Source organism: Enterobacter sp. KB-280D8, from assembly GCF_041399405.1.
GTDB classification, from domain to species: Bacteria; Pseudomonadota; Gammaproteobacteria; order Enterobacterales; family Enterobacteriaceae; genus Enterobacter; species Enterobacter cloacae_N.
In genome coordinates, this window is record NZ_JBGKEC010000004.1 from 366,673 (window position 1) to 393,476 (window position 26,804).

Annotated in this window: 26 protein-coding genes; 7 read left to right on the plus strand and 19 right to left on the minus strand. The window is 58.1% G+C overall.

What is annotated here, in order from left to right; genetic code table 11:
- The first annotated feature begins 2 nt into the window (after positions 1-2).
- The 4 genes from AB8818_RS14695 to nrdG all read left to right on the plus strand — a co-directional run bounded on the left by AB8818_RS14695 (position 3) and on the right by nrdG (position 6,271).
- Positions 3-2,597, plus strand: a complete 2,595-nt coding sequence (locus AB8818_RS14695) for a glycoside hydrolase family 38 C-terminal domain-containing protein (protein ID WP_192981809.1) — start codon at positions 3-5, stop codon at positions 2,595-2,597.
- Position 2,598: 1 nt separating this feature from the next.
- Positions 2,599-3,171 carry a PTS sugar transporter subunit IIA gene (locus tag AB8818_RS14700; protein WP_192981807.1) on the plus strand — a complete coding sequence of 191 codons (573 nt, stop codon included), beginning with the start codon at positions 2,599-2,601 and terminating at the stop codon, positions 3,169-3,171.
- A 370-nt stretch (positions 3,172-3,541) separates the two neighbouring features.
- On the plus strand, positions 3,542-5,680 hold the full coding sequence (nrdD, locus tag AB8818_RS14705; RefSeq protein WP_163330705.1) for an anaerobic ribonucleoside-triphosphate reductase: 2,139 nt from the start codon (positions 3,542-3,544) through the stop codon (positions 5,678-5,680).
- 126 nt (positions 5,681-5,806) lie between these two features.
- Positions 5,807-6,271 (plus strand): anaerobic ribonucleoside-triphosphate reductase-activating protein, encoded by a 465-nt coding sequence (gene nrdG, locus AB8818_RS14710; protein WP_116343566.1) that lies wholly within the window; start codon positions 5,807-5,809, stop codon positions 6,269-6,271.
- Between the two features lie 3 nt (positions 6,272-6,274).
- Here nrdG and AB8818_RS14715 read toward each other — a convergent pair whose 3' ends face one another.
- The 14 genes from AB8818_RS14715 to pmbA form a co-directional block, all read right to left on the minus strand.
- Positions 6,275-6,559 carry a type II toxin-antitoxin system RelE/ParE family toxin gene (locus AB8818_RS14715; RefSeq protein WP_163330703.1) on the minus strand — a complete coding sequence of 95 codons (285 nt, stop codon included), beginning with the start codon at positions 6,557-6,559 and terminating at the stop codon, positions 6,275-6,277.
- On the minus strand, positions 6,549-6,791 hold the full coding sequence (locus AB8818_RS14720; protein WP_131634141.1) for a type II toxin-antitoxin system RelB/DinJ family antitoxin: 243 nt from the start codon (positions 6,789-6,791) through the stop codon (positions 6,549-6,551). The genes AB8818_RS14715 and AB8818_RS14720 overlap by 11 nt, the downstream gene beginning before the upstream one ends.
- Before the next feature lie 77 nt (positions 6,792-6,868).
- Positions 6,869-8,779, minus strand: coding sequence for a transcription antiterminator (locus AB8818_RS14725; RefSeq protein ID WP_166709939.1), 1,911 nt, complete (start codon positions 8,777-8,779; stop codon positions 6,869-6,871).
- Positions 8,780-8,798: 19 nt separating this feature from the next.
- Positions 8,799-9,935, minus strand: coding sequence for a lactonase family protein (locus AB8818_RS14730; RefSeq protein WP_192981805.1), 1,137 nt, complete (start codon positions 9,933-9,935; stop codon positions 8,799-8,801).
- Positions 9,936-10,049: 114 nt separating this feature from the next.
- Entirely contained in the window at positions 10,050-10,790 is a 741-nt protein-coding gene (locus tag AB8818_RS14735; RefSeq protein ID WP_192981803.1) for a KDGP aldolase family protein, read from the minus strand.
- The gene (locus tag AB8818_RS14740) at positions 10,787-11,905 is read right to left on the minus strand and encodes a DgaE family pyridoxal phosphate-dependent ammonia lyase (protein ID WP_192981801.1); all 1,119 of its coding nucleotides are present in this window, start codon (positions 11,903-11,905) and stop codon (positions 10,787-10,789) included. Before AB8818_RS14740 ends, AB8818_RS14735 begins: the two co-directional genes overlap by 4 nt.
- The gene (locus AB8818_RS14745) at positions 11,889-13,022 is read right to left on the minus strand and encodes an amidohydrolase/deacetylase family metallohydrolase (RefSeq protein WP_116343573.1); all 1,134 of its coding nucleotides are present in this window, start codon (positions 13,020-13,022) and stop codon (positions 11,889-11,891) included. Before AB8818_RS14745 ends, AB8818_RS14740 begins: the two co-directional genes overlap by 17 nt.
- A 42-nt stretch (positions 13,023-13,064) precedes the next feature.
- Positions 13,065-13,706, minus strand: a complete 642-nt coding sequence (locus AB8818_RS14750) for a DUF4310 family protein (protein ID WP_192981798.1) — start codon at positions 13,704-13,706, stop codon at positions 13,065-13,067.
- A 13-nt stretch (positions 13,707-13,719) separates the two neighbouring features.
- On the minus strand, positions 13,720-14,496 hold the full coding sequence (locus tag AB8818_RS14755; protein WP_023310182.1) for a DUF4311 domain-containing protein: 777 nt from the start codon (positions 14,494-14,496) through the stop codon (positions 13,720-13,722).
- Between the two features lie 23 nt (positions 14,497-14,519).
- Complete coding sequence (locus AB8818_RS14760; RefSeq protein WP_008501409.1) at positions 14,520-14,819, minus strand: DUF4312 family protein; 300 nt, start codon at positions 14,817-14,819, stop codon at positions 14,520-14,522.
- A 2-nt stretch (positions 14,820-14,821) separates the two neighbouring features.
- Complete coding sequence (locus AB8818_RS14765; RefSeq protein ID WP_006810339.1) at positions 14,822-15,184, minus strand: SFCGS family glycine-rich protein; 363 nt, start codon at positions 15,182-15,184, stop codon at positions 14,822-14,824.
- A gap of 10 nt (positions 15,185-15,194) precedes the next feature.
- Positions 15,195-15,533: a glycine dehydrogenase gene (locus tag AB8818_RS14770; RefSeq protein WP_116343574.1), complete on the minus strand. Its 339-nt coding sequence runs from the start codon at positions 15,531-15,533 to the stop codon at positions 15,195-15,197.
- A 316-nt stretch (positions 15,534-15,849) separates the two neighbouring features.
- Positions 15,850-16,236: a cytochrome b562 gene (cybC, locus tag AB8818_RS14775; RefSeq protein WP_192981796.1), complete on the minus strand. Its 387-nt coding sequence runs from the start codon at positions 16,234-16,236 to the stop codon at positions 15,850-15,852.
- Positions 16,237-16,276: 40 nt separating this feature from the next.
- Complete coding sequence (gene pmbA / locus AB8818_RS14780) at positions 16,277-17,629, minus strand: metalloprotease PmbA (protein WP_059354955.1); 1,353 nt, start codon at positions 17,627-17,629, stop codon at positions 16,277-16,279.
- A 95-nt stretch (positions 17,630-17,724) separates the two neighbouring features.
- On the opposite strand from pmbA, the gene yjgA reads away from it, so the two are divergent.
- The gene (yjgA, locus tag AB8818_RS14785) at positions 17,725-18,276 is read left to right on the plus strand and encodes a ribosome biogenesis factor YjgA (protein ID WP_116343576.1); all 552 of its coding nucleotides are present in this window, start codon (positions 17,725-17,727) and stop codon (positions 18,274-18,276) included.
- A gap of 94 nt (positions 18,277-18,370) precedes the next feature.
- On the opposite strand, the gene mpl is transcribed toward yjgA, so the two are convergent.
- The gene (mpl, locus tag AB8818_RS14790) at positions 18,371-19,750 is read right to left on the minus strand and encodes a UDP-N-acetylmuramate:L-alanyl-gamma-D-glutamyl-meso-diaminopimelate ligase (protein ID WP_163330696.1); all 1,380 of its coding nucleotides are present in this window, start codon (positions 19,748-19,750) and stop codon (positions 18,371-18,373) included.
- Between the two features lie 197 nt (positions 19,751-19,947).
- Between mpl and fbp the strand changes: the two genes are divergently transcribed.
- The gene (gene fbp / locus AB8818_RS14795) at positions 19,948-20,946 is read left to right on the plus strand and encodes a class 1 fructose-bisphosphatase (protein ID WP_023310178.1); all 999 of its coding nucleotides are present in this window, start codon (positions 19,948-19,950) and stop codon (positions 20,944-20,946) included.
- Positions 20,947-21,096: 150 nt separating this feature from the next.
- On the plus strand, positions 21,097-21,453 hold the full coding sequence (locus AB8818_RS14800; protein WP_192982049.1) for a LysR family transcriptional regulator: 357 nt from the start codon (positions 21,097-21,099) through the stop codon (positions 21,451-21,453).
- Here the strand turns inward: AB8818_RS14800 and AB8818_RS14805 are convergent.
- From AB8818_RS14805 to ytfR, 4 genes are all read right to left on the minus strand, one after another.
- Entirely contained in the window at positions 21,425-22,996 is a 1,572-nt protein-coding gene (locus tag AB8818_RS14805; protein ID WP_192981794.1) for a methyl-accepting chemotaxis protein, read from the minus strand. The genes AB8818_RS14800 and AB8818_RS14805 overlap by 29 nt on opposite strands.
- Positions 22,997-23,214: 218 nt before the next feature.
- Positions 23,215-24,216 carry a galactofuranose ABC transporter, permease protein YjfF gene (yjfF, locus tag AB8818_RS14810; RefSeq protein WP_166709927.1) on the minus strand — a complete coding sequence of 334 codons (1,002 nt, stop codon included), beginning with the start codon at positions 24,214-24,216 and terminating at the stop codon, positions 23,215-23,217.
- Positions 24,203-25,228: a galactofuranose ABC transporter, ATP-binding protein YtfT gene (ytfT, locus tag AB8818_RS14815; RefSeq protein ID WP_162874996.1), complete on the minus strand. Its 1,026-nt coding sequence runs from the start codon at positions 25,226-25,228 to the stop codon at positions 24,203-24,205. The genes yjfF and ytfT overlap by 14 nt, the downstream gene beginning before the upstream one ends.
- Before the next feature lie 10 nt (positions 25,229-25,238).
- Complete coding sequence (gene ytfR / locus AB8818_RS14820) at positions 25,239-26,741, minus strand: galactofuranose ABC transporter, ATP-binding protein YtfR (protein WP_192981792.1); 1,503 nt, start codon at positions 26,739-26,741, stop codon at positions 25,239-25,241.
- Positions 26,742-26,804 lie beyond the last annotated feature (63 nt).

Genomic DNA, 26,804 nt, shown 5'->3' on the forward strand with positions numbered 1-26,804 from the left:
TCATGAATCAGATCCACGTCATTGCCCACACGCACTGGGATCAGGAGTGGTATTTCACCCGTCAGGACAGCATGGTGCTGGCGTCATATAACTTTGTGGAAGTCATCGACACGCTGGAGCAGGACCCGGCATACAGCTGCTATCACCTTGACGGCCAGATGGCGGTGGTGGAGGACTTTCTCGCTATCAATCCCGATTATCGCGCCAGGCTGGAAACGCTGGTCAGAGACAAAAGGATCTTCGTGGGGCCATGGTATACCCAGACGGACACCTACAACGTGCATGGCGAATCCATCATCCGCAACCTCAAATACGGCATCTTCGCCGCCCGGACGCTGGGGCACGCCATGCAGGTTGGCTATCTTCCGGATACCTTCGGCCACAATGCGCAGATGCCGACGATTTTGCAGGGCTGCAATCTCGACAGCATCGTCTTCTGGCGCGGTATCGATCATGACAGGCACGCCAAAAGCAGCCAGTTCCTCTGGCGCGCGCCGTCAGGGGCGACCGTTATCGCCTGCGCGATGGCGTTCGGTTATGGCGCGGCGAAAAACATAGGGTCAGAAGCGAGCCATCTGGAGGGCAAAATCTTTCCGATGGTCAATCACCTGCGTTCACGCGCCGGTATCAACGACCTGCTCCTGCCCTGCGGCGGCGATCAGGTCAGCATCGACCCGGCGCTGCCGAAAATCCTGGAGTTCGCCAGCGCACGCTCCCCCGACGAGGACCGTTACGTCCTCAGTTCGCTGGAGCGCTACGTCGACACCCTGCGCGCGCAGCGTGAGCAGTTTGAACTATGGGAAGGAGAGCTGAAATCACCGCGCTACACCCGCATTCATAAAACGATCGGCTCCGTGCGCTACGACATCAAAAAGAAAAATGATGAGGTTGAGCAGTTCATCCTGCGACAGCTGGAGCCGACAATCGCCATGGCGCGTCATCAGGGCATCCCGGTCAACCTCTCAGTGGTCGATACCCTCTGGAAGAAGCTGTTGCGAAGCCACGCCCACGACTCCATTGGCGGTTGTAACAGTGATGCCACCAACCGCGACATCCTGCATCGGCTGGAGCAAACCGAACAGCTGTGCCACAGCCTGTGGAATCTGGTGGTGAAAACCCTGGCCGCCTGCATTCAGGACGGCGACCTGCTGATTTTCAATCCGCTGGCCGAGCAAACGCAACGCGTGGTGAAAACCACTCTCTACAGCCGCGCTGACAATATCGCGCTGACGTATCAGGGCCAGCCCATCCCCTTCGACGTCCTGAAAAGAGACGTGTTGCCTGGCGGAACGGCGATCTCCCTTACCGCTGAAGGCGAGTGTGAAACGTCCCTTCCCCCTTATTTCCGCTGGCAGGTTGCTTTGCAAACCCCGGTTCTGCCGTCGGTCGGCTACATCACGGTTAACGTGGTAGATGACCCTGCGCCGTTCCGCCAGCATGTACAGACAAAGGGAAGCGAGATAGTGAATGCGCACTATCGACTGTCGCTGGACGCCGGAACGCTAACCCTGGAAGACAAACGCAGCGGCAGGCGTATCCCCTCTCTCTTTACCCTTGAAGACTGCGCGGATGCGGGCGACAGCTACGATTTCTCGCCGCTTGCGGGCGACGTACCGACGCGCTGTTCGCATTTTACGCTCGTCGACAGCCTGAAAACGCCACTTGTTGAAAAGCTGATCGTTGAGGCCACGATGCTTCTTCCGCAGGATCTCGCAGGCCGTCAGAATACGGACCGAACGCCGCTATCCATTCGTCTGGTGTGCGAATTACGCCACGACGATCCGAACCTGTATGTCGAGAGTACGCTTGAAAACAGCCACTGCGATCACCGGCTACGTTTACTGATCGGCAGCGATATTCACACCCGTCACGCTATCGCCTCCCAGCCCTTCGCGATAATCGAGCGCGAAACGGGATGTGCCGGAGAAAACTGGCAGGAGCGCTATCGCGAGAATCCCGTGGATATCGAAACCACCGAAGGCATTATTGCCGTCGCGGAAGCGGGCAAAGCGCTGGTGGTGAATAGCCGAGGTATGAAGGAGTTTCAGATTATCGGCAGCGAACCGGCGGCGATAGCCTTGACGTTGTTTAAAGCGACGGGCGTACTCGGGCGCAACGATCTCGACTGGCGGCCAGGCCGGGCGTCCGGCATTAATAATACGGTGGTTGAAACCCCCGATGCCCAGTTGCTGAAACCGCTGCACTTTTCATTCACCGTCGCGCTGGCCGACAGCGCCGACCATCTCACGCTTCGTCGGCTGGAAAATCAGGCCGCCGGGCAGCCCTTCACCTATCAGCGGCAATCGTTGCACACGCTCGATCACCGTCTTGAGCGATTTTCGTTGCGCCTGCCCGACCGCCAGCTTCCGGCACAATTCTCACTATTGACCCTGCCGGAGCCGCTCATCCTTTCTGCCCTGCCCCATGCGCAGCAGTCGCGCGGCACGGTCGTCCGGGTGTTTAACGCCGGGACGCAGCCGGTTCCCGTCCCAGAAAGTCTGGCGGGGCTCCGTCAGATCAACTATCTGGAAGAGCCAGTGCAGCCGGTAACGGCGATCCCCCCTTCCGCGACCTGCGATTTTTTAATGGAGGCTTAATATGAACTTGCTTGCATTGACGCACCCCGATCTGGTTTTTATCAACCCGCCGCACCGTACGCCTGAAGCGCTGATCCGCTGGCTCGCCGAACCGCTCGCCGGGCGGAAAATCATCAGCGATCAAGAAACGTTTATCCAGAGCGTTTTACAACGCGAAAGCGAAGGCCCTACCGCGCTGGGTGAAGCGCTCGCCGTTCCACACGGTAAAACCGAGGCGGTGCAGCAGGCGGCGTTTTGTCTGGCGCTCTTTGACGACCCGATACGCTGGCCGGGTCTGGAAGGGGATGAAGAGGTGAGAATGGTTTTTCTGCTCGCCATTCCGCCCGCAGAAGCAGGCAGTACCCATATGCAGCTGCTGACGACGCTGACCAGTTTATTGACGGAAGATCGGGTACGTGAGCAGCTTCTGGCGTCGCGCACCCGGGAAGAGGCGATGTCCGCCCTGAGTGCTGAAGAACCGCAAAAACAGGATGCGTCCCCCGACCGTTCCCTTCTCATTCCGGTGATACTGGGCAGTATCGCTACCGCAGCCTTTATACAGGCAGGATTGAGCTGGGCCTGCGGAATGAGTTAACCGAACAGCGCTCAGCACGTACCGTGCTGAGCGCTTGTTTTTGTTGAATAATTAATCAGATTTTTCCTCTGCGTCTTTACAAAGGCTGAAGCGCCCGCCGTTTGTACTCTCGTCTTTTTACTTTGTTCTGCGTCAAATAAATCGCAAACTTGTTTGATGCAAATCACTATATGTAGCACTTAAAATGCACGCCGACCCAACATCTTGTATTTTTCGTCTACTATTCCAACAACAAGACGGCGCTGACGCTGGCCGGAACTGTGGATAACACGAGCTGGGAACGCGGGAAGTCTTTGGCCCGGCGGGGAATACGCCCGGTGAATACTTCTCCACCTCTGTGGATAACCTGTTTTCAAAAAATGGAGTGATCATGACACCGCATGTGATGAAACGTGATGGCTGTAAAGTGCCGTTTAAATCAGAGCGCATCCAGGAAGCCATTCTGCGTGCAGCTAAAGCAGCGGGAGTCGATGACGCAGATTACTGCGCCACCGTCGCAGAAGTCGTTAGCAGCCAGATGACTGAACGCAGCCAGGTCGATATCAACGAGATCCAGACCGCGGTTGAAAACCAGCTGATGGCGGGGCCTTACAAGCAGCTGGCGCGCGCCTACATTGAGTACCGCCACGATCGTGACGTGCAGCGTGAGAAGCGCGGTCGCCTGAACCAGGAGATCCGTGGCCTGGTGGAGCAGACCAACTCTGCCCTGCTCAATGAAAACGCCAACAAAGACAGCAAAGTGATCCCGACCCAGCGCGACCTGCTGGCCGGTATCGTCGCCAAACACTATGCCCGTCAGCACCTGCTGCCTCGCGATGTGGTGTCTGCGCACGAGCGCGGCGAGATCCACTATCACGATCTCGACTATTCGCCGTTCTTCCCGATGTTCAACTGCATGCTGATCGACCTGAAAGGCATGCTGACCCACGGTTTTAAAATGGGTAACGCCGAGATTGAACCGCCAAAATCCATCTCCACCGCCACCGCGGTTACGGCACAGATCATCGCCCAGGTGGCGAGCCATATTTACGGCGGGACCACCATTAACCGCATTGATGAAGTGCTGGCCCCGTTCGTAACGGCGAGCTTCAACAAGCACCGTAAAACCGCCGAAGAGTGGCAGATCCCGGACGCGGACGGCTATGCGCACTCCCGCACCGAAAAAGAGTGCTACGACGCGTTCCAGTCGCTGGAATATGAGGTGAACACGCTGCACACCGCCAACGGCCAGACGCCGTTTGTGACCTTCGGTTTTGGCCTGGGCACCAGCTGGGAATCACGCCTGATTCAACAGTCCATCCTGCGCAACCGTATTTCCGGCCTCGGCAAGAACCGCAAAACGGCGGTATTCCCGAAACTGGTGTTCGCGATTCGTGACGGCCTGAACCACAAGTTTGGCGACCCGAACTACGACATCAAACAGCTGGCGCTGGAGTGCGCGAGCAAGCGCATGTACCCGGACATCCTGAACTACGATCAGGTCGTTAAAGTGACCGGCTCGTTTAAAACGCCAATGGGCTGCCGCAGCTTCCTCGGCGTGTACGAAGATGAAAACGGCGAGCAGATCCACGACGGGCGTAACAACCTGGGGGTGATCAGCCTGAACCTGCCGCGCATCGCGCTGGAGGCCAAAGGCAATGAAGCTGAATTCTGGAAACTGCTGGATGAACGTCTGCAGCTGGCGCGTAAGGCGCTGATGACCCGTATCGCTCGCCTTGAAGGGGTCAAAGCCCGCGTCGCGCCAATCCTCTATATGGAAGGGGCCTGCGGCGTGCGCCTGAAGGCGGACGATGACGTGTCCGAGATCTTCAAAAACGGCCGCGCGTCGATTTCGCTGGGCTATATCGGCATCCACGAGACCATCAACGCACTGGCTGGCGATACGCATATGTACGACAGCGAGGCCCTGCGCGAAAAAGGGATTGCGATTGTTCAGCGCCTGCGCGACGCGGTTGACCAGTGGAAAGAGGAAACCGGCTACGGATTTAGCCTCTACAGCACGCCGAGCGAGAACCTGTGCGACCGCTTCTGCCGTCTGGATACCGCCGAGTTCGGGATTGTGGAAGGCGTGACCGACAAAGGGTACTACACCAACAGCTTCCACCTCGACGTGGAGAAAAAGGTGAACCCGTACGACAAGATCGACTTCGAAGCGGCTTATCCGCCGATCGCCAGCGGCGGCTTCATCTGCTACGGCGAGTACCCGAACATTCAGCACAACCTGAAGGCGCTGGAAGACGTATGGGATTACAGCTATCAGCACGTGCCGTATTACGGGACCAACACGCCAATCGACGAGTGCTACGAGTGCGGCTTTACCGGTGAGTTCGAGTGTACGAGCAAAGGCTTCACCTGCCCGAAATGCGGCAACCACGATGCGGCCCGCGTCTCCGTGACCCGTCGCGTGTGCGGCTATCTCGGCAGCCCGGACGCGCGTCCGTTTAACGCCGGCAAGCAGGAAGAGGTGAAGCGCCGCGTGAAGCATTTGGGGAATGGGCAGATCGGGTAAGTTCTGCGCAGGATTCTCCCCCTCACCCTACCCCTCTCCCTCAAGGGAGAGGGAACTCTTCTCCCTCTCCCTGTGGGAGAGGGCCGGGGTGAGGGCATCAGCGCGCACATTCTCTGGACATTTTCTATGCGATACCATCAATACTACCCCGTCGACATCGTCAACGGCCCCGGCACCCGCTGCACCCTGTTCGTCTCAGGCTGCGTCCACGAATGCCCCGGCTGCTACAACAAAAGCACCTGGCGTCTGAACTCCGGCATGCCGTTTACCGCTGAGATGGAAGACAAGATCGTCAACGACCTGAACGACACGCGCATTCACCGTCAGGGGATCTCACTTTCCGGTGGCGACCCCCTGCACCCGCAAAACGTGCCGGATATCCTGAAGCTGGTGAAGCGCATTCGGGCAGAGTGTGCGGGAAAAGATATCTGGGTCTGGACAGGCTATAAGCTGGATGAGCTGAACGCGCAGCAAATGGAAGTGGTGGAACTGATTAACGTGCTGGTCGACGGCAAGTTCGTACAGGATTTAAAAGACCCGGCGCTGATTTGGCGCGGCAGCAGTAACCAGGTTGTGCATCATCTGCGTTAAACGCTAAAGCCGTTTGTTTGCATCATGATAAACGGCTGATTTCTCTCTCTTTCCGATAGCGATAACAAATACCGTTACTACGTTGTCCTGCACCTGATAGACCAAACGATAACCCTGAGATCTGAGTTTTATTTTGTAGCAATCCGGCAGACAGTGCAGGCGTGCCGATTCGATCCTGGGGTTCACTAAGACGTCAGCAAGTTTCTTTTTAAACTGGCATTTCACCGTATCGCCCAGCTTATGCCACTCCTTTAACGCCCTCGGGTCAAATACCAGCTCATAAGTCATCCAGACTAACCTTAATTCCCTTTTGCGGATTCGCCAGTCGCTCCCGGACTGCCTGTACCAGTTCATCTTCACTGTCGCTAATGGTGACAGTTTTCACCGGCATACGCCCTGTTTCCGCGACGTACTGAAACAGTAACCGCACGGCTTCCGTTGGGGTGATATTCAGTTTTTCCAGCACGGCATAAGCCTCGTTTTTGAGTTTGTCATCCAGACGGACGTTCAGCGTGGCCATTATGCCTCCAGTAAAATCGAATGTGTAATGCAGTTTAGCATTACATTCGCATTACATCGAATTCTGGATAACGCCTCTCAAAACCGGCTCAAACTCTCCATCGCCACCGCCTTAAACCCGGCAAAATCTCCGCACTGGCACAGGCGCGCCATCGCCCGTTCACGCAGGAAGGTGACGAAGATATCGTAAATCGCCATCGCCTCTTCGTACTCGCTTTTGCTGATGGCGAGCAGGAAGATGACGTGCGCGGTTTCATCCCCCCACGGGATGCCCTGCGGAGCCAGAACCGTGTAGACCACCGTTTTCTGCGCTAGCAGGCCGAGGGAGTGAGGCAGCGCGATGCCGTCACCGAGCATGGTGCTGACGATAGCCTCACGCTCGACGACCGAATCCAGAAACTCCGCGCCAACAAAACCTTCGTGTTCAAGTTGGTCACACAGCTCGCGGAACAGCGTTTGCTGGTCAACGGGCTTGTCGAGAATGCGGAAATGAGCCGCGTCGAAGTATTTCTCCAGCATCCACGGTCGGGTGCGGTCCACCAGCACCAGCTTGCCGATCTGCTCTAACTGATAGTCGGTCGGGAACGGGGCGATCGTCACCACCGGTTTGGATTTTTCGCTGACGCGGGCGGTAGAGATAACAAAGTCCTCGCCGATAGCATCCGCCAGCTCGTACTCGCGCAGGGTGAGCGTGCGCGTCACCTCGATCTGCGGATACTTGCGCTGAAGCACCGCCTCGATCATGCGCACCATGGCATTCCCGGCATCGCACACCAGCAGCACGCGCGGCTGGCGCTGGTAGCCGATGTTGTAGTGGCGCTCCAGCCCGACGCCGATATGCAGCACCAGAAAGCCAATCTCGTTTTCGCTGATCGCATACGGCGTGTATTTGCCCCAGCTCGACACCGCCGCCAGCGTCATATCCCATGCCATCGGGTAATGCTGCTTGATGTTTTCCAGCAGCGGATTGGGGATCATGATTTGATACCGCACGCGGGTGATCATGGTTTTAATGTGCGTGAGCAGATCCGCGTGCAGCTGTGCGTCGCTGAGCAGGTTGTAGTTATAGTGGGTGTTGATGTAGCGCAGGATGTAGTTGACCAGCGCCTCGTCGTCGTCGGCGTTAATCGCGCTTGGGGCGATCTCCTGAATCTGCCGCGCCGCAATGTGCACGCACAGCCAGCTCTCTTCGGACGGCGACAGCGCTTTGCCCGCCAGCTCCTGAATGACCACCGCGATATCCTTCGCCGCCTCGCGCACGTTCTCTTCCACGTCTTCCGCATGAAATTCCGGCAGCGGAAAGCCTTCGCTGATACGACGCACCGACACCGCACAGTACAGACGCAGGAACAGCTCGCCTTCGTCAGTCAGGCGGATGTGGTGCCGGGTAAGCGCGTCGTGCAGCACAGCTACCATCTGCTCCGGTACCCCGGCGTTGAGCGCGACCTCCGTCACCAGCGGGTTGAGGCTGTCCTGCTGCGCCAGCTCCCACAGGAGATCGGTGAGGCAGGCGCGCACCGACATCTCGCTGCCAAACAGCTTCATGCCGTGGCGCGGGCGGGTTTCCAGCGTCAGGTTATAGCGCTGGAACCACTCGCGCACTTCCACCATGTCGCTTTGCAGCGTGGCGCGGCTGACAAACCACTCGTCAGCCAGATCTTCAAGCTTAAGCGAAAACGCCGACGTCAGAAAACGCACCACCAGATAGTGCACGCGCTCCGCTCCCGTTCGGGGAATTCGCAGCGCGCGCGGGTGCGATGCCTGAAGCTGCTGATAGCGCTCGGCATCATCAATTTTTAGCTGGTAGCCGTTGCCCCGGCTCAGAATAAACTGCGCGCCGTGGCTTGCCAGCAGCGCGTTCAGGGCGGTGATATCGGCGCGGACGGTTCGCGTGGAGACCGACAGCCGCTGCGCCAGCTCGTCCTGTGGCAGCGTCTCGTTTTGCAACAGATCGAAAAGTTGCGCTAAACGTTGGTTCGGAAATCGCACGGGTTTGTCCTCTTACAGCTTAAGGTGAAATGACCATCTGGGATGGGCTGCCGACCGGGGTATAGTCAGGCTCGAAGCTCAGCTTGCCGTCCTGCGCCACGCGGAAACGGGTAATGTTGTCGCTGCGCTGGTTCATGACGTACAGCCAGCGTCCCTGTTTATCGAGCGTCAGGGTGCGCGGGTAGTCGCCGCGGGTCCACACGTCGTCCTGATGGGTCAGCGTGCCCTCCGCTGTTACGGTAAAGTGCCCGATGCTGTTATGCAAACGGTTAGCCACATACAGCTGCTTACCGTCGGCGCTTAATGCGAGCCCGGCTGCAAAGCTGGTGCCTTTATAGCCGTCCGGCAGGGCAGAGACCGTTTTGCCCTCTTTCAGCCTGCCGCTGCTGTCCAGCGCATAATGGGTGAGCGTAGACGCCTCTTCGTTAATCAGCCACAGGGCGTCCCCCTTTGGCGTAAAGACAAAGTGGCGCGGGCCGGCGCCTTTTGAGGAGGCGCTGATAAACGGCGGATCGTTCGGCGTCAGCTTTCCGGTTCGATCGTCAAAGCGGTACTGATAGATACGATCCAGCCCCAGATCGGTAGAAAAAACATATTTCCCGCTCGGATCGGCAGCGATCATGTGCGCATGGGGGCCGTTGTGATCGCTGATGGCAAAGCTACCTTCGACAGCCGCTTCCGGCTTCGCCGCGCCCGGTTCCCCTTGATCCTGATGTTTGTCCGTAGCGTCACCCAGGCTGCCGTCCGCGTTGACGGGCAACACGGCAATCGATCCGCTGACATAGTTCGCCACCAGCAGATGCTTGCCGTTCGGCGTCAGGGAGAGATACACCGGTCCGGCACCGCCGGAGGCCACCTGATTCAGCTCGCTCAGCTCCCCGTTATCCCCCACCCGCAGCGCCTGCACCACGCCCTGCTCCACTTCGCTTGCCAGATAGAGCGTTTTGCCGTCGTGCGAGACGGTCAGCTGCGCGGCGTTCGGCAGCTTGCTCACCAGCGTTTTATTCGCCAGCGCGCCGGTTTGTGGGTCAACGGTAAAGCGGTACAGCCCTTCCCCGTTGGGGTTGTAGGTGCCCACCCAGGCGTATTGCGTCTGGGCGACAGCGGCAGTGGCGAACATTGAGAGTGAAGCAACAAGCAGGGTACGGGTGTGCATGGTGGCTCCTTTATATTTGTGCGGTTTGTTTTCCCTCACCCCGGCCCTCTCCCAAAGGGAGAGGGGGTAAAAGTTCCCTCTCCCTTTGGGAGAGGGTTAGGGTGAGGGCAGATACTACTTCACCAGCTTCTTCGTCATCACAAGCAGCGTACGCACATCTTCCGGACGCGTGTCGCCGCTGGCCTTGTCGATAATCGAGCTGTAGATATGCGGGATGATTTTGCTCACGCCCGCGTCGAGGGCGATCTGCAGGATCTCCTCATAGTTTTCCAGATCGATACCTCCGGTTGGCTCCAGCCAGAAGTCGTGACGGGCGCAGGCTTCCGCCACCGCTTTGTATTCGTCACGGCACTTCAGGCCGCCCATCGGGAAGTATTTGATGGAGCTGCCGCCGAAATCTTTCAGCAGGGCAATCGCCGTTTCAACCGGCACGATGCCGTCCGGTGCTGCGCTGCTCAGCGGACCGGTGGAGATTTTTACCATGCCGATGGTGCCGGTCGGAGAGACCAGACCGTTGACCACAGACTCATTCTGCCCCAGCAGCGCGCGGCTGGTGGCCACGCCGGTAAAGACCTGGTTGACGTGCTGCGGCTGCACCTGACGGGAGATTTCGCTCACCATCGCAGACTGGTTCGGATCCCCCGCGCCGAGGCCGACGGAAAGCGCGTTATCAATCAGCGCGGCATATTCACGCATATCGGCAACGGCGCTCGCCACGTCCGGGTAATTTTTGGAGAGCACGCCCACCAGCACGTGGCCTTCCGCCGCCTCGTAAATGGCGCTGGCGTTAGCCTTTGAGCCGGCCAGCACGTTCAGACAGACGCGGTCACGGTAAAAGTTGGGGGTCAGTTTCATGCGTTTTTCTCCTGTCCTAATACTTCGCTAATGCGGCGGTAGACGATATTCAGCTGGTCAGCGCTCACGCTGCGCACGTCCGCCTCGATAATCCCTTCGTTGGCCTTGTAGCCACGGAAGTAAATGGCGTATTCCCCCTGCTTCAGCTTCGCCACCAGGTCACCCGTGCCGACGCCCGTTGCGGCTTCGTCGAACTTAATCTCGGTGCGCGCGATATCGCGACCGGCGCTGTCCCAGACAACGCGCGCGGTCACGCCGTTCAGGGTATTGAGCGCGTCGATAAACGGCGTCATCTTCGCCACCATCTCGGCCCCGCTCTCTTTGGTCGCCGTCAGGTAATGTTCGATGGCGCAGGTCAGGCCGAGGATCCCCTCTTTACCCACCTTCATCGCACGGCCAATGCCCGCAGTCTGGCGCTTCACCCACTCAACGCACTGGGTTTTGCCGATCACCAGCCCGCTGGTTGGCCCTTCAATCGCCTTCGCGCCGCTGTAGATCACCAGATCCGCGCCGGAGCGGTAGTAGGCGTGCAGATCTTCTTCTGCCGCCGCATCGACGATCAGCGGGAGATCGTGCTTGCGCGCCACGACCGCCGCCTGCTCGACGCTGAGCATGCTTTTCTGAACGCAGTGGTGTGATTTGATGTAGAGGATCGCCGCGGTGCGCGGGGTGATCGCCGCCGCCAGTTGATCGGCAGAGCATTCGTTGGCGTAGCCCGCCTCCACCAGCTTGCCGCCGCCCAGCGCCACCATGGTGCCCACCGGCGCGCCAAAGTTCACGTTGTGGCCTTTCGGCAGGACGATTTCGTTGTTCTCAATCGGGGTCACGTGCAGGTTTTCCAGCAGCCAGTCGCTGTCTTTCACCAGCACCGCCGCCACGGACTGGGCAATGCCCGCCGACGCGCAGGAGACCACCGTCGCGCCCTCCACGTCCAGCAGCTTCGCGATGTACTCCCCGGTTTTGTTAACCAGATCCTTCATCTCGAAATAGTGATTCATGCCGTCCATCGCCGCCTGCACCACTTCCGGGCGCGGCGTGGAGACGCCCAGCGCCGTCATGCGGCCAGAGGTGTTGATAACCTGCTTTAAATTATACTTCTCATAAATCGAAGGCATGTTCCGTGCTCCCTTGTTCGGTCATGTAGCCCTTGCCCGCGCGGATCGCGGCAAGCGGCACCAGAATGTGTTCAGCCTGCAGGCTGTCGTTTTCAGCGTCTGTCAGCACCGTTGGCTGGCGTTTAATCGTGAACAGCGTCAGGTCGGCGTCGAGACCCGGCTGGATGCGACCCTTGCGCGTCAGGCGCAGGCCGTCGGCGGCGTTGGCGGTCACGCAGTCAATCACCTGCGGCAGCGACATGCCGATGGCGAGGAATTTCGACATCACGCTCGCCAGCGAGCCCACCGGGCCGTTGATGCGGTTGCGGCAGTAGATATCCGAGCTGATGGTGTGCGGCAGAATGCCCATCGCGATGGCGCGTTTCGCCACCTCAAAGCTGAAGCTCGCCGTGCCGTGGCCGACGTCCAGACGCACCCCGCGCTTCAGGGCGGAGGTGATGGAGGCGCGCAGTTCGCCGGAGGGCGTCAGAATGCGGTTTGGCTTGCCGTTGTAGCAGTGGGTGATGATGTCGCCCGAGCTCAGCAGCTCGGCAATTTCGTCGAGGTTCGGCGGGTTGTTGCCAATGTGCACCATCAGCGGCAGGTCGCCGTTCTCTTTCTGAATGGCTTTGGCGCGCTCCAGCGGCGTAATGCCGTTTTCACCGACCACGCTGCTGCTCATGCGCGCCTTCAGGCCGACGATAAAATCAGGGTGGCGCTTCACCGCCTGCTTCACCGCGTCGGCGTCAATATTCGCCATGTTGGCCAGCTCGTTCTGGGCAATCAGCCCCACGCGGGAGATGTTCAGCAGGGCAAAGACTTCGGTGGAAGCTTTGCGGGTGATGTCGTAGAAATCGTCCACGTCGTCGGCCCCGGTACTGCCCGCGTCCACCACGGTGGTAACGCCGGTGGCAATGCCCACGCTGTCCGGCTCGTCGTGGTAAATCGGGGAGTTCGGGTAGCAGTGAACGTGGGAGTCAATCCAGCCTGCGCTGACGAACACGTCGCCGTTCAGCTCAACCGTTTTATGGGCGGGAGCGTCAATGTCGCCCGTCGCGGCGATCTTTCCGTCCTGAATGGCGATATCGGTCAGGGTATCGTCGGCGAGGCGCGCACGGCGCAGGAGTAAATCAAACATGAGGATCTCCTGATAAGGCGGGCGCCGGAGCGCCCGCAGGTGTTAAAGGGCGACCGGGAACAGCCAGCCCAAAATCATTGCGCCGAGGATAGCGCCACCGGTAATCGGCTTCTGCCAGATGTAGAACACCAGCGCGCCCAGCAGGGAACCGACGCCGATAGGAATGGAGGCGGTCATGGCGCTGAGGATAATCAATGGCCCGAGGAAGCGGCCGGAGGCGTTGCCCGCGCCCATCATCACGTCTGCACCGTAGGTAGAGTTGCTCTGGTTGATGGTGAACTTACGCGCCAGGATGATGACGTAGCCGATCGCCAGACCAATCACCAGGCCGGTAATCAGCGAGGCGATGAAGTTGGTCACCGGGAACATGATCCCCGCGCCCAGCAGCAGCGCCGGAACGCCAAGGCCCACGCCGGTCTGGATCGCACCGCCGATATCAAGAATACCGACCAGCGACCCTTCGATGATGCGGGCGAACAGGAAACTTGCGCCGAACGCCGCCACCGCGCCGTAGACGCCGGTATCAATCCCCGCTTTCAGCATCGCCACGAAGGCCACTTCGTTAAACGCGCCGATGCCATAGAGGTAGTACATGTGCGTCCCGGCGAAGACGCCGGAGGAGAGCAGGCCAACGAAGATCGGGAACGACCAGTCGGCATACCAAAAACCTTTATTCTGTTCCATGTAGAGGCTCCTGTTATTTACCGCTGAGCGAGTTGTGGATCATATCGAGCCAGTTCGGCACGGTCAGATGGAAGGATTCGATCATCTTCATGTCGAAGCCGCGGAAGAAGCCGCTCAGCACGAAGAGCAGGACGATAGCCGCCATCATCACTTTGGTAACGTGGTTCCAGCCGCTCTCTTCCACGCCTTTACCGATCAGGATCCCCAGCACCAGGCCCGGTACGGCGTTGCCCATAATCAGCTGCGCCGCGCCGCCGAAGATGGTGGCCCAGAAGCCCGATTTTTTACCCGCGTCGATGGCCGCCAGCCAGAAGATCACCGGCATGACGGTGTTCACCAGCAGGTTCGCGGCAGGCACCAGTACCTTCACGGCGGTGACCTGAAGCGCGGCCGGAACGGAGGAAGCGGTCAGGTTAAGGAAGGTGACGACGAGCATGCCAATCACACCGCAGGCAATCGCCATTTTGCGGGGATCGTGCAGCGTTTCGCCGACGTTACGGTTTTTGATCATCAGTGCAGCAGCACCCCAGTTCGGGATGATGCGGTGGTCAACGTCCTGTGTGAAGGCGCCTGCAGCCACGGAAGAGGCCCAGGCGTTAAAGAAGAAACCTAACCCAAAGGAGAAGTGAGAAGCCGGATCCCCTTCGCAGGAGTTCAGTTCCCCCAACGTACGAAACGCGCCCATACCCTGAGTGGTAGGCGCATGAAACATGCGTGCAGCCCCGGCGCCAACACCGACGCCTACCAGGCCGCCGATGATGAGCGATTTTATTAATATAATTAAGAACATCAGTCTGCCCTTTTTATGAATAATCAGCGTTGCGTGACGAAATCCACCCGGTCGAGATTGATGGCGGTCACGTTGACGGTCACATCCAGCTCCACGCTGTAGGTGCGTCTCTCCCGGCGCAAAAAGAAGAACAGAAACGCTTCTTTACGCACCGCTTCTTGCGCCTGAACAACCTGCACATCCTGTGGCTCAATACGCAGTAAGATATGCGGTGAGGCTTTCATCACCGCGGCCTGAACGTGGTTGAGCGCGTCAGCAAAGGCGCGCGCTTTGGCGTCGCCTTTGCCCTTCACTCTCACCGTGGTTGTGAACTGTTCTTTCATGCTTATGCGCCGTATTTCTTCTGCCACGCCTGTACCAGACGCTCGCCCAGCTCTTCTTTATCCATAAAGCCGAAGCCCAGCACGTTGCAGCCTTCGTTGATGGCGGTCACGCCCTCATCCACGGAACGCATGCCGTATTTGGCTTTGTAGCCATATTTGGTTTGCGCGGTGATAGCGCCCGCACCGCCGCTGCCGCAGAAGGAGATGCCGAAAGTGGCATTTTCCGCTTTCATCACGTCGCCGAGCTTCATGTCAGCCGCCATGCCCGGCACAACCACCGCGCGTCCGCCTGCTTTTTCCACACCGGCAGCCACTTTCTGACCTTTGCCCAGGCGATCGCCAATCACGACTGTAATCTGTTCCATGTGTTGCTCCTTAAAGGTTGTCTTTCGCGACTTCAAAGTGAACGGAGAGCAGCCAGGCCTCTTCATCAGGAAGATTGCCAAACTGCGCTACCACTTCACGGGCAAGTTGCATTGAATCTGGTGAAATTTCGTCAAACAGCTCTGCTTCTACCTCCGGCAGCGGCTCGCCGGTCACGGACCGGTGCGCCATTGCGCGCACGTGGGAGGTGAGCATCTGCTCCTGTACCGCATTGGGGATGATGTTGTTTCGGGCCAGCAGGGCATAAACCTGCTGCAGCATGGTGGTCGCGAGCTGTTCTGTTTGCTCCGCCTGTTCCCCAACGTCGTTCATTACCGCTCCGTTAATCACTGGTCTTACCCCGTTAATGGCTCTGGAATAAAACTAACGTTGGGGGGGAATTGTTTGTAGCGAGTTGTTTTCCACTTCGAAGTGGAAAGGCGAGCCGCAGCAGTGATCTGTGCCACATAAATGCGGTGAATCTGGATTAATAACGGTATTTGCGTGATGAATATCACGTATTCCAGCGGCAAAACGCGCGCCGGGGAAACGAAAACGTTCAGGCGTGGTGACGCAAAAATGTGATGGCGATAGGGTTTACTTATTACCGCGTAAAAAAAACGGGAGCCACTGGCCCCCGCTGGTTGTTTGTCAGATGCGCGATCGATTAACGATATTTCTTGTGATACGTGTTACGCGTCGCCACAAACTGGTCAGCCGCCGCCTGGGCTTCCTTCACTTTGCCTTCGTTAGCCAGCTTCAGCGCACCGTCGATCTGGCCGACCAGCACGTCAAAGCCTTGGCGATAGTCTTTCATCTCTGCGCTGTCTGCCGCTTTGCTTTCCAGCTTTGGCGGGGTCGCTTTTTGCGCGTCCAGCGCCGCTTCACGCATTTTGGTCAGTGCGCCTTTCATTTCCGCCGCATTGTCCGTTTTCTGCACTATCTTCAGGTTTTGACTGAGGATGTCCATGTTGTCTTCGAGATCGGCAGCAAACGCAGAAGAGCCAAGAACCAGCGTTGAAGCCGCGACGATCGCTAACAGGTGTTTACGCATTGCTCACTTCCTTTTTTATTATTAAAACGCTTTTCGGGTATTACTGGCCGGCGATTTTCATTTCCGGCAGTAATACAGAACCACACTGTATATTGCTACGTGTTTCAATATCGTTACCGACCGTAACGATATTGCGCCACATGTCCTTCAGGTTGCCAGCGATGGTAATTTCGCTCACCGGATACTGAATTTCGCCGTTTTCGACCCAGAAGCCTGCCGCACCGCGCGAGTAGTCGCCGGTGATGCCGCTCACGCCCTGCCCCATCAGCTCGGTGACCACCAGACCGGTGCCCATCTCTTTTAGCATTTGCTCGAAGTTAAGGCCCTGACCGGCAATGCGCCAGTTGTGGATGCCGCCCGCGTGTCCGGTGCTTTTTAGCCCCAGCTTGCGCGCGGAGTAGTTGGTCAGCAGCCACTGGGTCAGAATGCCGTCTTTAACGATATCGCGGCGTTCCGTGCGTACGCCTTCGCTGTCGAACGGCGTGGAGGCCAGCCCTTTCAGCAGGTGCGGGTGCTCTTCAATCGTCAGCCATTCCGGCAGGATCTGCTTGCCCAGCGAGTCGAGCAGGAAGGTCGATTTACGGTACACCGAGCCGCCCGCGATAGCGCCCACCAGATGGCCAAACAGACCGGTTGCCACTTCGTTAGCAAAAATGACCGGGGCCTTCATGGTGGAGAGTTTACGCGGCGACAGGCGCGACAGCGTGCGTTCGGCACACTCTTTACCCACCCACTCAGGAGACTGCAAATCCCCCAGCGCGCGGCCAATGGTGTAGGCGTAGTCGCGCTCCATGTCGCCGTTCTCTTCAGCGATGACGCAGCTGGAGAGCGAGTGGCGGGTAGAGCAGTAGCCCTGCAGCATGCCGTGGCTGTTACCGAAGACTTTGATGCCATAGTGGCTGTTGAAGCTGCCGCCTTCGGTATTGGTGATGCGCTTGTCAGCCTGCAATGACGCCTGCTCGGCGCGCGCGGCCAGTTCAATGGCTTCATCCGGCGTCACTTCCGCCGGGTGGAAAAGATCGAGATCCGGCGCGTCAAACGCCAGCAGCTCTTTATCCGCCACGCCTGCGTAAGGATCCGGAGAGGTATAGCGGGCAATATCCAGCGCCGCCTGCACCGTACGGGCAATGGCATCCGGGCTGAGATCGGTGGATGACGCGCTGCCTTTGCGATTCTGGTGATACACCGTGATCCCAAGCGCGCCATCGCTGTTAAATTCTACATTCTCCACTTCGCCATAGCGGGTGCTCACGCTAATGCCGGTGGTTTTGCTGACCGCCACTTCGGCGCCATCTGATTTACCTGAAGCGAGCGTCAGCGCGGTGGAGACGGCTTCTTCCAGAATCTTACGCTGCGCTTCAACTTGTGAGGTTACTTTCATCGCAAATGCCATACTGTAAGAGAGAGTTAAGTGAAGTCTAACAGAGAACCGTTTTTCAGTGCGCGTCTTAACTGGTAACATTAGCCTCTTTTTTTAAGGAGCCTGACATGACTAAGCAGCCCGAAGACTGGCTCGACGACGTTCCCGGTGATGACATCGAAGACGAAGATGATGAGATCATCTGGGTCAGTAAAAGTGAAATTAAACGTGACGCCGAAGAGTTAAAACAGCTTGGCGCAGAAATGGTAGAACTGGGTAAAAACGCGCTGGACAAGATCCCGCTCGACCAGGATCTGCGTGATGCCATTGAACTGGCACAGAAAATCAAAAAAGAAGGCCGTCGTCGCCAGCTTCAGCTTATCGGTAAAATGCTGCGTCAGCGCGACGTGGATCCGATCCGTCAGGCGCTGGACAAGCTGAAAAACCGCCACAACCAGCAGGTTGCGCTGTTCCATAAGCTGGAGCAGATCCGCGATCGTCTGATTGAACAGGGTGATGATGCAGTACCGGAAGTACTGAACCTGTGGCCGGATGCCGACCGCCAGCAGCTGCGTTCTTTGATCCGCAACGCGAAGAAAGAGAAAGAAGGGAATAAGCCGCCGAAGTCCGCGCGCCTGATTTTCCAGTATCTGCGCGAGCTGTCTGAGAACGGCGAGTAATCTCTTCCCATCACCCCAGCCCTCTCCCCGGAGGGGCGAGGGAGAAAACACGGGAAAGTAGGCCCGGTAAGCGCTAGCGCCACCGGGCTTTTTTTTACTCTGCAGCCGCCGCTTCCGCTTTCTTCGCCAGACCGTCCAGCAGCTTCTGATGGATCCCACCGAACCCGCCGTTGCTCATCACCAGAATGTGATCGCCAGGCTGAGCGGCTTTCACCACCATATCCGCGAGCACATCCACGTCCGCACTCCAGTGCGCAGGCTGAATGCAGGCATCCGCCACTTCAGCCACCTGCCACGGAATATGCTGCGGCTGCAGCAGGAAGACTTCGTCGGCACGTCCCAGGGACGGAGCGAGGTCGTCTTTGCAAATGCCCATTTTCATGGTGTTTGAGCGCGGTTCCAGCACCGCCAGAATGCGCGCGGTACCGCCAACCTTGCCGCGTAACGCGGCAAGCGTCGCCAGAATGGCGGTCGGGTGGTGCGCGAAATCGTCATAGACCGTCACGCCATTCGCTTCGCCGCGCAGTTCCAGGCGGCGGCGGGCGTTAATGAACGAGCCGAGCGCATTAGCGGCATCCGCAGGCAGCACGCCCACGTGGCGCGCCGCAGCAATCGCCATCAGGCCGTTGTGCATGTTGTGCTCGCCCACCAGGCCCCACTTCACCTCGCCCACTTTTTCACCGTCGAGCAGCACTTCCCACTCGGAGGCATCCGCGTTGAGCTTTTTCGCCTGCCAGTGGCCCTGCTCGCCCACCAGCTCCTGCTCGCTCCAGCAGCCCATCGCCATGGTCTGCTTCAGGTTGATGTCGTTCTCCGGCAGGATGATGCGGCCCTGACCCGGAACAATGCGCACCAGATGGTGGAACTGTTTCTGAATCGCTTTCAGATCGTCAAAGATGTCCGCGTGATCGAACTCAAGGTTGTTGAGGATCAGCGTGCGCGGGCAGTAATGCACGAACTTGGAGCGCTTGTCGAAGAATGCGCAGTCGTATTCATCCGCTTCAATCACAAAGAACGGGCTGTCGCCAAGACGCGCAGAGACGTCGAAGTTACCCGGCACGCCGCCGATCACAAAGCCCGGCTTGTAGCCGCAGGCTTCGAGGATCCAGGTCGCCATGCCGGCGGTAGTGGTTTTTCCGTGGGTACCGGCCACGGCAACTACCCAGCGGTCGCGCAGCACGAAGTCATGCAGCCACTGCGGGCCGGACATGAACGGAATATTGCGTTCCAGCACCGCTTCAACGCACGGGTTACCGCGGGTCATGGCGTTGCCAATAATGACCAGATCCGGCTCGGGATCCAGCTGGCTGGCATCGTAGCCCTGAATCAGCGAGATGCCCTGTTTTTCCAGAAGCGTGCTCATCGGCGGATACACATTGGCGTCCGAACCTGTCACTTCATGGCCCAGCGAGCGCGCCAGCATTGCCAGTCCGCCCATGAAAGTGCCACAAATCCCCAATATATGAATGCGCATACGTCACTATCCTTCTTCAATGTGGCGCACATTTTACTCACATGTTAGCGGCTGTGAAACGCATTTCAGGTAAATCCGTATGTTGCTGGCGCGATTCACCTCTGCGCTACTATTTGAATATTTGTTAAGATTGTTGGGCTTTAGTCGTTTTAGTGAACATACAATCGCTCTACTCACAAAGATGCAGGGAAAGTGTTATGAAAACGTTAGGTGAATTTATTGTCGAAAAGCAGCACGAGTTCTCTCATGCTACGGGTGAACTCACTGCTTTGCTGTCGGCAATAAAGCTGGGCGCTAAGATCATCCACCGTGATATCAACAAGGCCGGTCTGGTCGATATCCTGGGTGCCAGCGGTGCCGAAAACGTTCAGGGCGAGGTTCAGCAGAAACTCGATCTGTTCGCCAATGAAAAACTGAAAGCTGCACTGCGCGCGCGCGACATCGTTGCGGGTATCGCCTCTGAAGAAGAAGATGAAATTGTTGTTTTCGAAGGGTGTGAACACGCTAAATACGTTGTTCTGATGGATCCGCTCGACGGCTCTTCCAACATCGACGTTAACGTTTCTGTCGGTACCATTTTCTCCATCTACCGCCGCGTCACGCCTGTTGGCACGCCGGTGACCGAAGAAGATTTCCTGCAGCCTGGCATTAATCAGGTTGCAGCCGGTTACGTCGTTTATGGCTCCTCCACCATGCTGGTGTATACCACCGGGTGCGGGGTTCACGCCTTTACGTACGATCCGTCACTGGGCGTTTTCTGCCTGAGCCAGGAACGCATGCGCTTCCCGGAGAAAGGCAACACCTACTCCATCAACGAAGGCAACTACATCCGCTTCCCGAACGGCGTGAAGAAGTACATCAAATTCTGTCAGGAAGAAGATAAAGCGACCCAGCGCCCTTACACGTCCCGCTATATTGGCTCTCTGGTCGCGGATTTCCACCGTAACCTGCTGAAAGGCGGTATCTACCTTTACCCAAGCACCGCCAGCCACCCGGACGGGAAGCTGCGTCTGCTGTACGAATGCAACCCGATGGCGTTCCTGGCCGAACAGGCGGGCGGTAAGGCGAGCGACGGTAAAGAGCGTATTCTGGATATCGTGCCGGAAAGCCTTCACCAGCGCCGTTCATTCTTCGTCGGCAACAACCACATGGTTGAAGACGTTGAACGTTTTATCCGTGAGTACCCGGACGCGTAATCCCCCTCCCCCGGGGAGCCAGTCTGGCTCCCCGACACATTTATATATTTTACCGTATAAGTGTTTATAAAAAACACGCTTTAATATTCACCCCTGCTCCTGCATTATTTCCATAACAGTTTGACAATTATTTCCTGGAGCAGAATTGCAATGAAAAATTATTCCCGGGCTAATACCGGCATTGATTTAAACCTTATTCCTGTATTTATTGAAGTCGTCCGCTGCGGCAGTATGGCAAAAGCCTCTTTGCGCCTGGAGATGTCCCGTCCTGCGGTGAGCCTGGCGTTGAAACGCTTTAATCAACTGTTTGATGAGCCTTTATTTTCCCGCAAAGGTTTATATCTTGAACCGACGGAAAAAGCGTTAGCCTTAACCAGCTCGCTGGAAATATTAATGGGTGATATTCACGATAATATTGCGGCGGTAAATTCCGCGAGAAATAAAACCCCGGTACAGAATGCACCGGGGCCGGGGAATATTATGCCGCAGTCTGAGCCGTCACTTTGAACGATGACATGGCTTCCATCAGCTGACGTGACTGCTCCTCAAGGGAGCGGGTCGCGGCGGAGGATTGCTGCACCAGCGCCGCATTCTGCTGCGCGGTTTCGTCCATCTGGTTCACCGCAATATTCACCTGCTCAATGCCGCGGCTCTGCTCCTGAGACGCGGTGGCAATTTCGCGCATCAGTTTGGTCATGCGCAGCACTTCTGTTGCGATCTCATCCATCGTTTCACCCGCCTGCTGGGCCAGCTCGCTGCCCTCGTTAACGTGGGTCTGCGAATCACTGATAAGCGAGCGGATCTCTTTCGCCGCGTCGGCGCTGCGGCTGGCAAGGTTGCGGACTTCACCCGCGACGACGGCAAACCCGCGTCCCTGCTCGCCCGCGCGCGCCGCTTCCACGGAGGCGTTGAGCGCCAGAATGTTGGTCTGGAAGGCAATACCGTCGATCACGCTCAGGATGTCGGCGATGCGCGCCGAGCTGCCTGAAATATCGCGCATTTTTTCAATCACGTAGCAGACCATTTCGCTGCCGTGATCGGCGGTGTCGGAAACGGACTTCGCCAGCTGGTGCGCCTGCTCGGCATTATCGGCGTTGAGCTTCACCGTCGCGGTGATCTGCTCCATGCTGGCGGCGGTCTGCTCCAGCGACGTGGCGGTAGATTCGGTGCGCTCGGCAAGATCCCGGTTCCCCGCCGTCAGCTCGCGGCTGCCGGTGTCAATTTGCGAGCTGGCATCGCGTACCCGCATAACCGAGCTCATCAGCGACTGGCGCATCTCCTCTATCGCCGCGTTGAGGCGGTTAAACTCCTGGCTCGCCGGCGCATTCAGCGTATGGGTTAAGTCCCCCGCCGCCACGTTCTCCAGCTGCGCAATGGAGGCCGACAGCGGCTTAAGCAGCATATGGCGCAGCACCAGCCAGGCGAGCACGATAATGCCCGCCGTCAGCAGCGCGGCGACGATAATCAGGATCAGCACGCGGGTTTTGCTCGCCTGCACAGCGCTCACTTCCGCCTGACCTCGCACTTCGCTCCATTTTTGAAACGCCTGCATATCGTTATCAAACTGCTTCGCTACCGGGATTAGCGTGTTCTCCAGCAGATCGTAATAGCTGTCCGCGCTCTGGTCATTCAGGGTTTTCAGCATCGGGCCGATCCCCTGCTGGTTATACGTCGCCAGGCTGGCCGCGACTTTATCGAGGAGCTGCTGCCCCTGCTCGTCAGCCACGCCGCCGTCAATCACGCCTTTCAGCGTTTTCTGGGCCTGGGCAACTTCCTGATTGATGTTTTTTACCGCTTTGGCCGCATCGTCCAGCATGCCGATTTCCATCATCCGGACGGCCTGACCCGCCTCATTGCGCGCGCGCAGGATCAGCGTATAGCCTGAATTAAGCTGCACCATCTGCTCACCCTGAAGGTGATTAATGCGCTGCAGTGAAGAAGAACTCTGTGTGAGGGCATAAATGCCGATGCCGCTGACAATCAGCAGCAGAAGGGTCATAACGGCCAGTAAAGAGAGCAAGCCGGTACGAATCGATAGCGTTTTAAGCATGATATTATTTCCGGTAGCGAGATATTTCTGGGCATAAAAGAAGAGTATCGGCCGCTACCGGTAAATGTTTATACACGTCATCCTTCAAGCTGCCTCTGCGTTGACTGCGTCTGCTCACCCCAGTCACTTACCTTAGTAAGCTCCTGGGGATTCTCAGACTTGCCGCCTTGATGCAGCTTGAATGATTTAGTGTATAGACTTTAAGCAAATTCAGCGTGTTATCGCTCTGTTACTGATGTGTTTACGCGGGTAACAGGCGAGCTTTGACGGTTCTCCCAGAGCACCGTCAGGCCGCGCTGGAGCGCGATAAAAATAAACAGCAGAATGCCGATGGCGATCTTCGTCCACCATGAACTGAGCGTGCCGTCGAAGTTGATATAGGTCTGAATCAGCCCCTGGATCGCCACGCCGAACAGCGTCCCCAGCACCGTTCCTACCCCGCCGCTGAGCAGCGTGCCGCCGATAACCACCGAGGCAATCGCATCCAGCTCCACGCCTACGCCTGCAAGGGCATAACCCGCCTGGGTATACACCGAGAAGACGATACCCGCCAGCGTCGCCAGGCCGGTCGAGAGCATATAGATGCGGATGGTGGTGCTGCGGGTCGAGATCCCCATCAGGTTTGCCGACGTAGCGTTGCCGCCGATGGCGTAAACCTGATTGCCGAACCGGGTGCGGTGGGCGAGGAAGATGCCAATCACTACCACGCCGAGCATCAGCAGCCCCATCGCGCTCAGGCGGCCGCCGCCGGGAATTTTCCACGCCAGGCTGGAGAGCGTGTCGTACACCGGATGGTTAATCGGAATCGACTCTTCCGACACCAGATAGCTCACCCCGCGCAGGAAGAACATTCCCGCGAGGGTAATGATAAACGCCGGGATTTTTAACGCGTCGATCAGCAGCCCCATAAAAGCGCCAAACGCGCAGCCCATCGCCAGCACCAGCGGAAACGCCACCAGCGGAGAGATGCCCCAGAAGCCGATCGCCTTCGCGAGGAATACCCCCGTAAACGCGATCACCGAGCCAACGGAGAGATCGATCCCGCCGGAGAGGATCACAAAGGTCATCCCGACCGCGATGATGCCTAAAAAGGCGTTATCGGTCAGAATATTGCAGATCACGCGCGTCGAGGCAAAACCAGGGAATTGAGTGAGGCAGTAGAGATACCCCAGCACAAACACGCCCAGCGTGATCGTTAACGGTAAATTACGTTTTATCATGGCCACGGATCCCCTTAATGATGCTGACAAAGCGCGGCGACTGGACGATCAGCACGCAAAGCACGACCACCGCTTTTACCACCTGGTTGAGTTCCGGCTGGAACCCCGAAAGCAGGATCCCGGTGTTCATGCCCTGAATGATCAGCGCGCCTATCACCGAGAGCAGCAGGTTAAAACGCCCGCCCATCAGCGACCCGCCGCCGATCACCACCGCTAGGATCGCGTCCAGCTCCAGCCAGAGCCCGGCGTTGTTGGCATCGGCCCCGCGAATATCTGCCGCGACGATGACCCCGGCGATGGCGGCACACACGCCGCTCAGCACGTAGGTCAGCATCACCATCAGCCGGGTGTTGACCCCGGCATTTCGTGCCGCACGAATGTTGATCCCCACCGCCTCAATGAACATGCCGAGCGCCGTTTTGCGGGTGAAGAGCCAGAACACCACTAACGTGATCAGCGCAACGATCACCGGTGTCGGGAAGAACAGGAGATTGCCGCTGCCGATCCACGCCAGGCTCGGCGAGTTGAAGGTGACAATCTGTCCGGAGGTAATCAGCTGCGCCACCCCGCGCCCGGCCACCATTAAGATAAGGGTGGCGACAAAGGGCTGAATTTTCAGCACCGCGACCAGAATGCCGTTCCATAGTCCGGCCAGCACCCCGGTGCCCAATGCCGCCAGCAGTACCACCGGCAGGCTGTGTCCGGCCACGGTCATGGAGGCAGCGGTAGCGCCGGCGATTGCCATTACCGCGCCGACGGAGAGGTCAATCCCGCCGGTGGCGATCACCAGCGTCATCCCAATCGCCAGCAGCGCCACGGGCGCAGCACGGTTTAAAATATCGATCGGGCTGCCAAACAGGCGGCCATCCTGCACGACGATCTGGAAGAAATGCGGTGCGACAAGGCTATCTACCAGCAGCACGACCAGCAGCGCCGCAATTTGCGGCGTGCCGGTTGGCCAGCTAAAGCGGCGCTTTGACTCACCGGTTTGCGAAAGCGAACGGGACATCACGATTCACTCCTTACGCCGCGATGGCATTCATGATTGCCGGAACGGACAGCTTATCCAGCGGGATCTCTGCCACCTGTTTGCGATCGCGCATGATAATGACGCGATCGGCATAGCCCACCAGCTCTTCCAGCTCGGACGAAATAACCAGCAGGGCCAGCCCGTCCGCACAGAGCGTTTCGATAAGCCGGATAATTTCGGCGTGCGCGCCCACGTCGATACCGCGCGTCGGCTCGTCGAGGATCAGGAACTGGGGTTTGGTCAGCAACCAGCGGGAGAGCAGCACCTTCTGCTGGTTACCGCCGGAGAGGAACTCAATCGGCTGTTCCGCGCTCGGGGTGCGGATGCCGAGCTGGCGGATAAAGCGCTCGGCGATCGCGTTTTGCTCTTTACGGGGGATCGGGCGTAGCCAGCCGCGCTGCGCCTGCAGGGCCAGGATGATATTTTCGCGCACCGAGGCGGCGGCAATAATTCCGTCCGTTTTCCGGTCTTCCGGGCAGAAGCCGACGCCCAGACACGACGCCTGATGCGGCGATCGCAGGGTTTGCGGTTTGCCTTTGATCATCGCGCTGCCGCTGTCCGCTGGCTTGATCCCGAAGATCACCTCGGCGGTTTCGGTTCGTCCTGAGCCTAACAGGCCCGCCAGCCCGACAATTTCACCGGGCCGCACTTCAAGGTTAAACGGCGAGATCACCCCTTTTTTACCGTAATCGCTGAACGCGGCGACCGGCTTCTCGCTCAGCAGCGTGCGCCCTGCGCGCTGAAGGGCGTTAGTTTCCAGCTCGCGGCCCAGCATCATTTTCACCAGCTCTATCTGCGGGAGCTCGCGGGTTTCGCGGCAGCCGACAAAGCTGCCGTTGCGCAGCACCGTAATGCGATCGCTCACCTCATACACCTGATCGAGGAAGTGCGTGACGAAGATCAGGCTCACGCCCCGATCGCGCAGCTGGCGCATCAGGGTAAAGAGCATCTCCACTTCCTGGATATCGAGGCTGGCAGTGGGTTCGTCGAGGATCAGCACCTTTGCCGAGAGATCGATCGCCCGACAGATGGCGACGATCTGCTGCATCGCCACGGAAAAGCGGTTCAGCGGCTCGCGAACGTCGAGGGAGAAGCCGTACGACTCCATCAGTTGCGTGGCCCGCGCCTCCATCTCTTTGCGGCGCAGCAGGCCAAAGCGGCGTGGCTCGCGGCCAATAAACAGGTTATCCGCCACCGACATATTCGGCAGCAGGTTCACTTCCTGGTAAACCGTCCCGATCCCCAGCTGCTGGGCATGGGCGGTATTTTTTGGCGAAATGGCGTTACCTTCCAGCCAGATGGTGCCGCGATCGGCTTGATACACGCCGGTCAGAGATTTAATCAGCGTTGATTTGCCCGCGCCGTTCTCGCCCAGCAGCGCCATGATCTCACCGCGCCGCAGGCTGAAATCGACGTTATCCAGCGCCTTTACGCCAGGGAAGAATTTGCTTAAGCCCTCTGTGCGGAGGATTTCCTGGTGTTGTTCAGTTTTCATATTCACGTCCCCGCCACGTTCCCGTAGGCCGGGTAAGCGCAGCGCCACCCGGCAATTTCACTG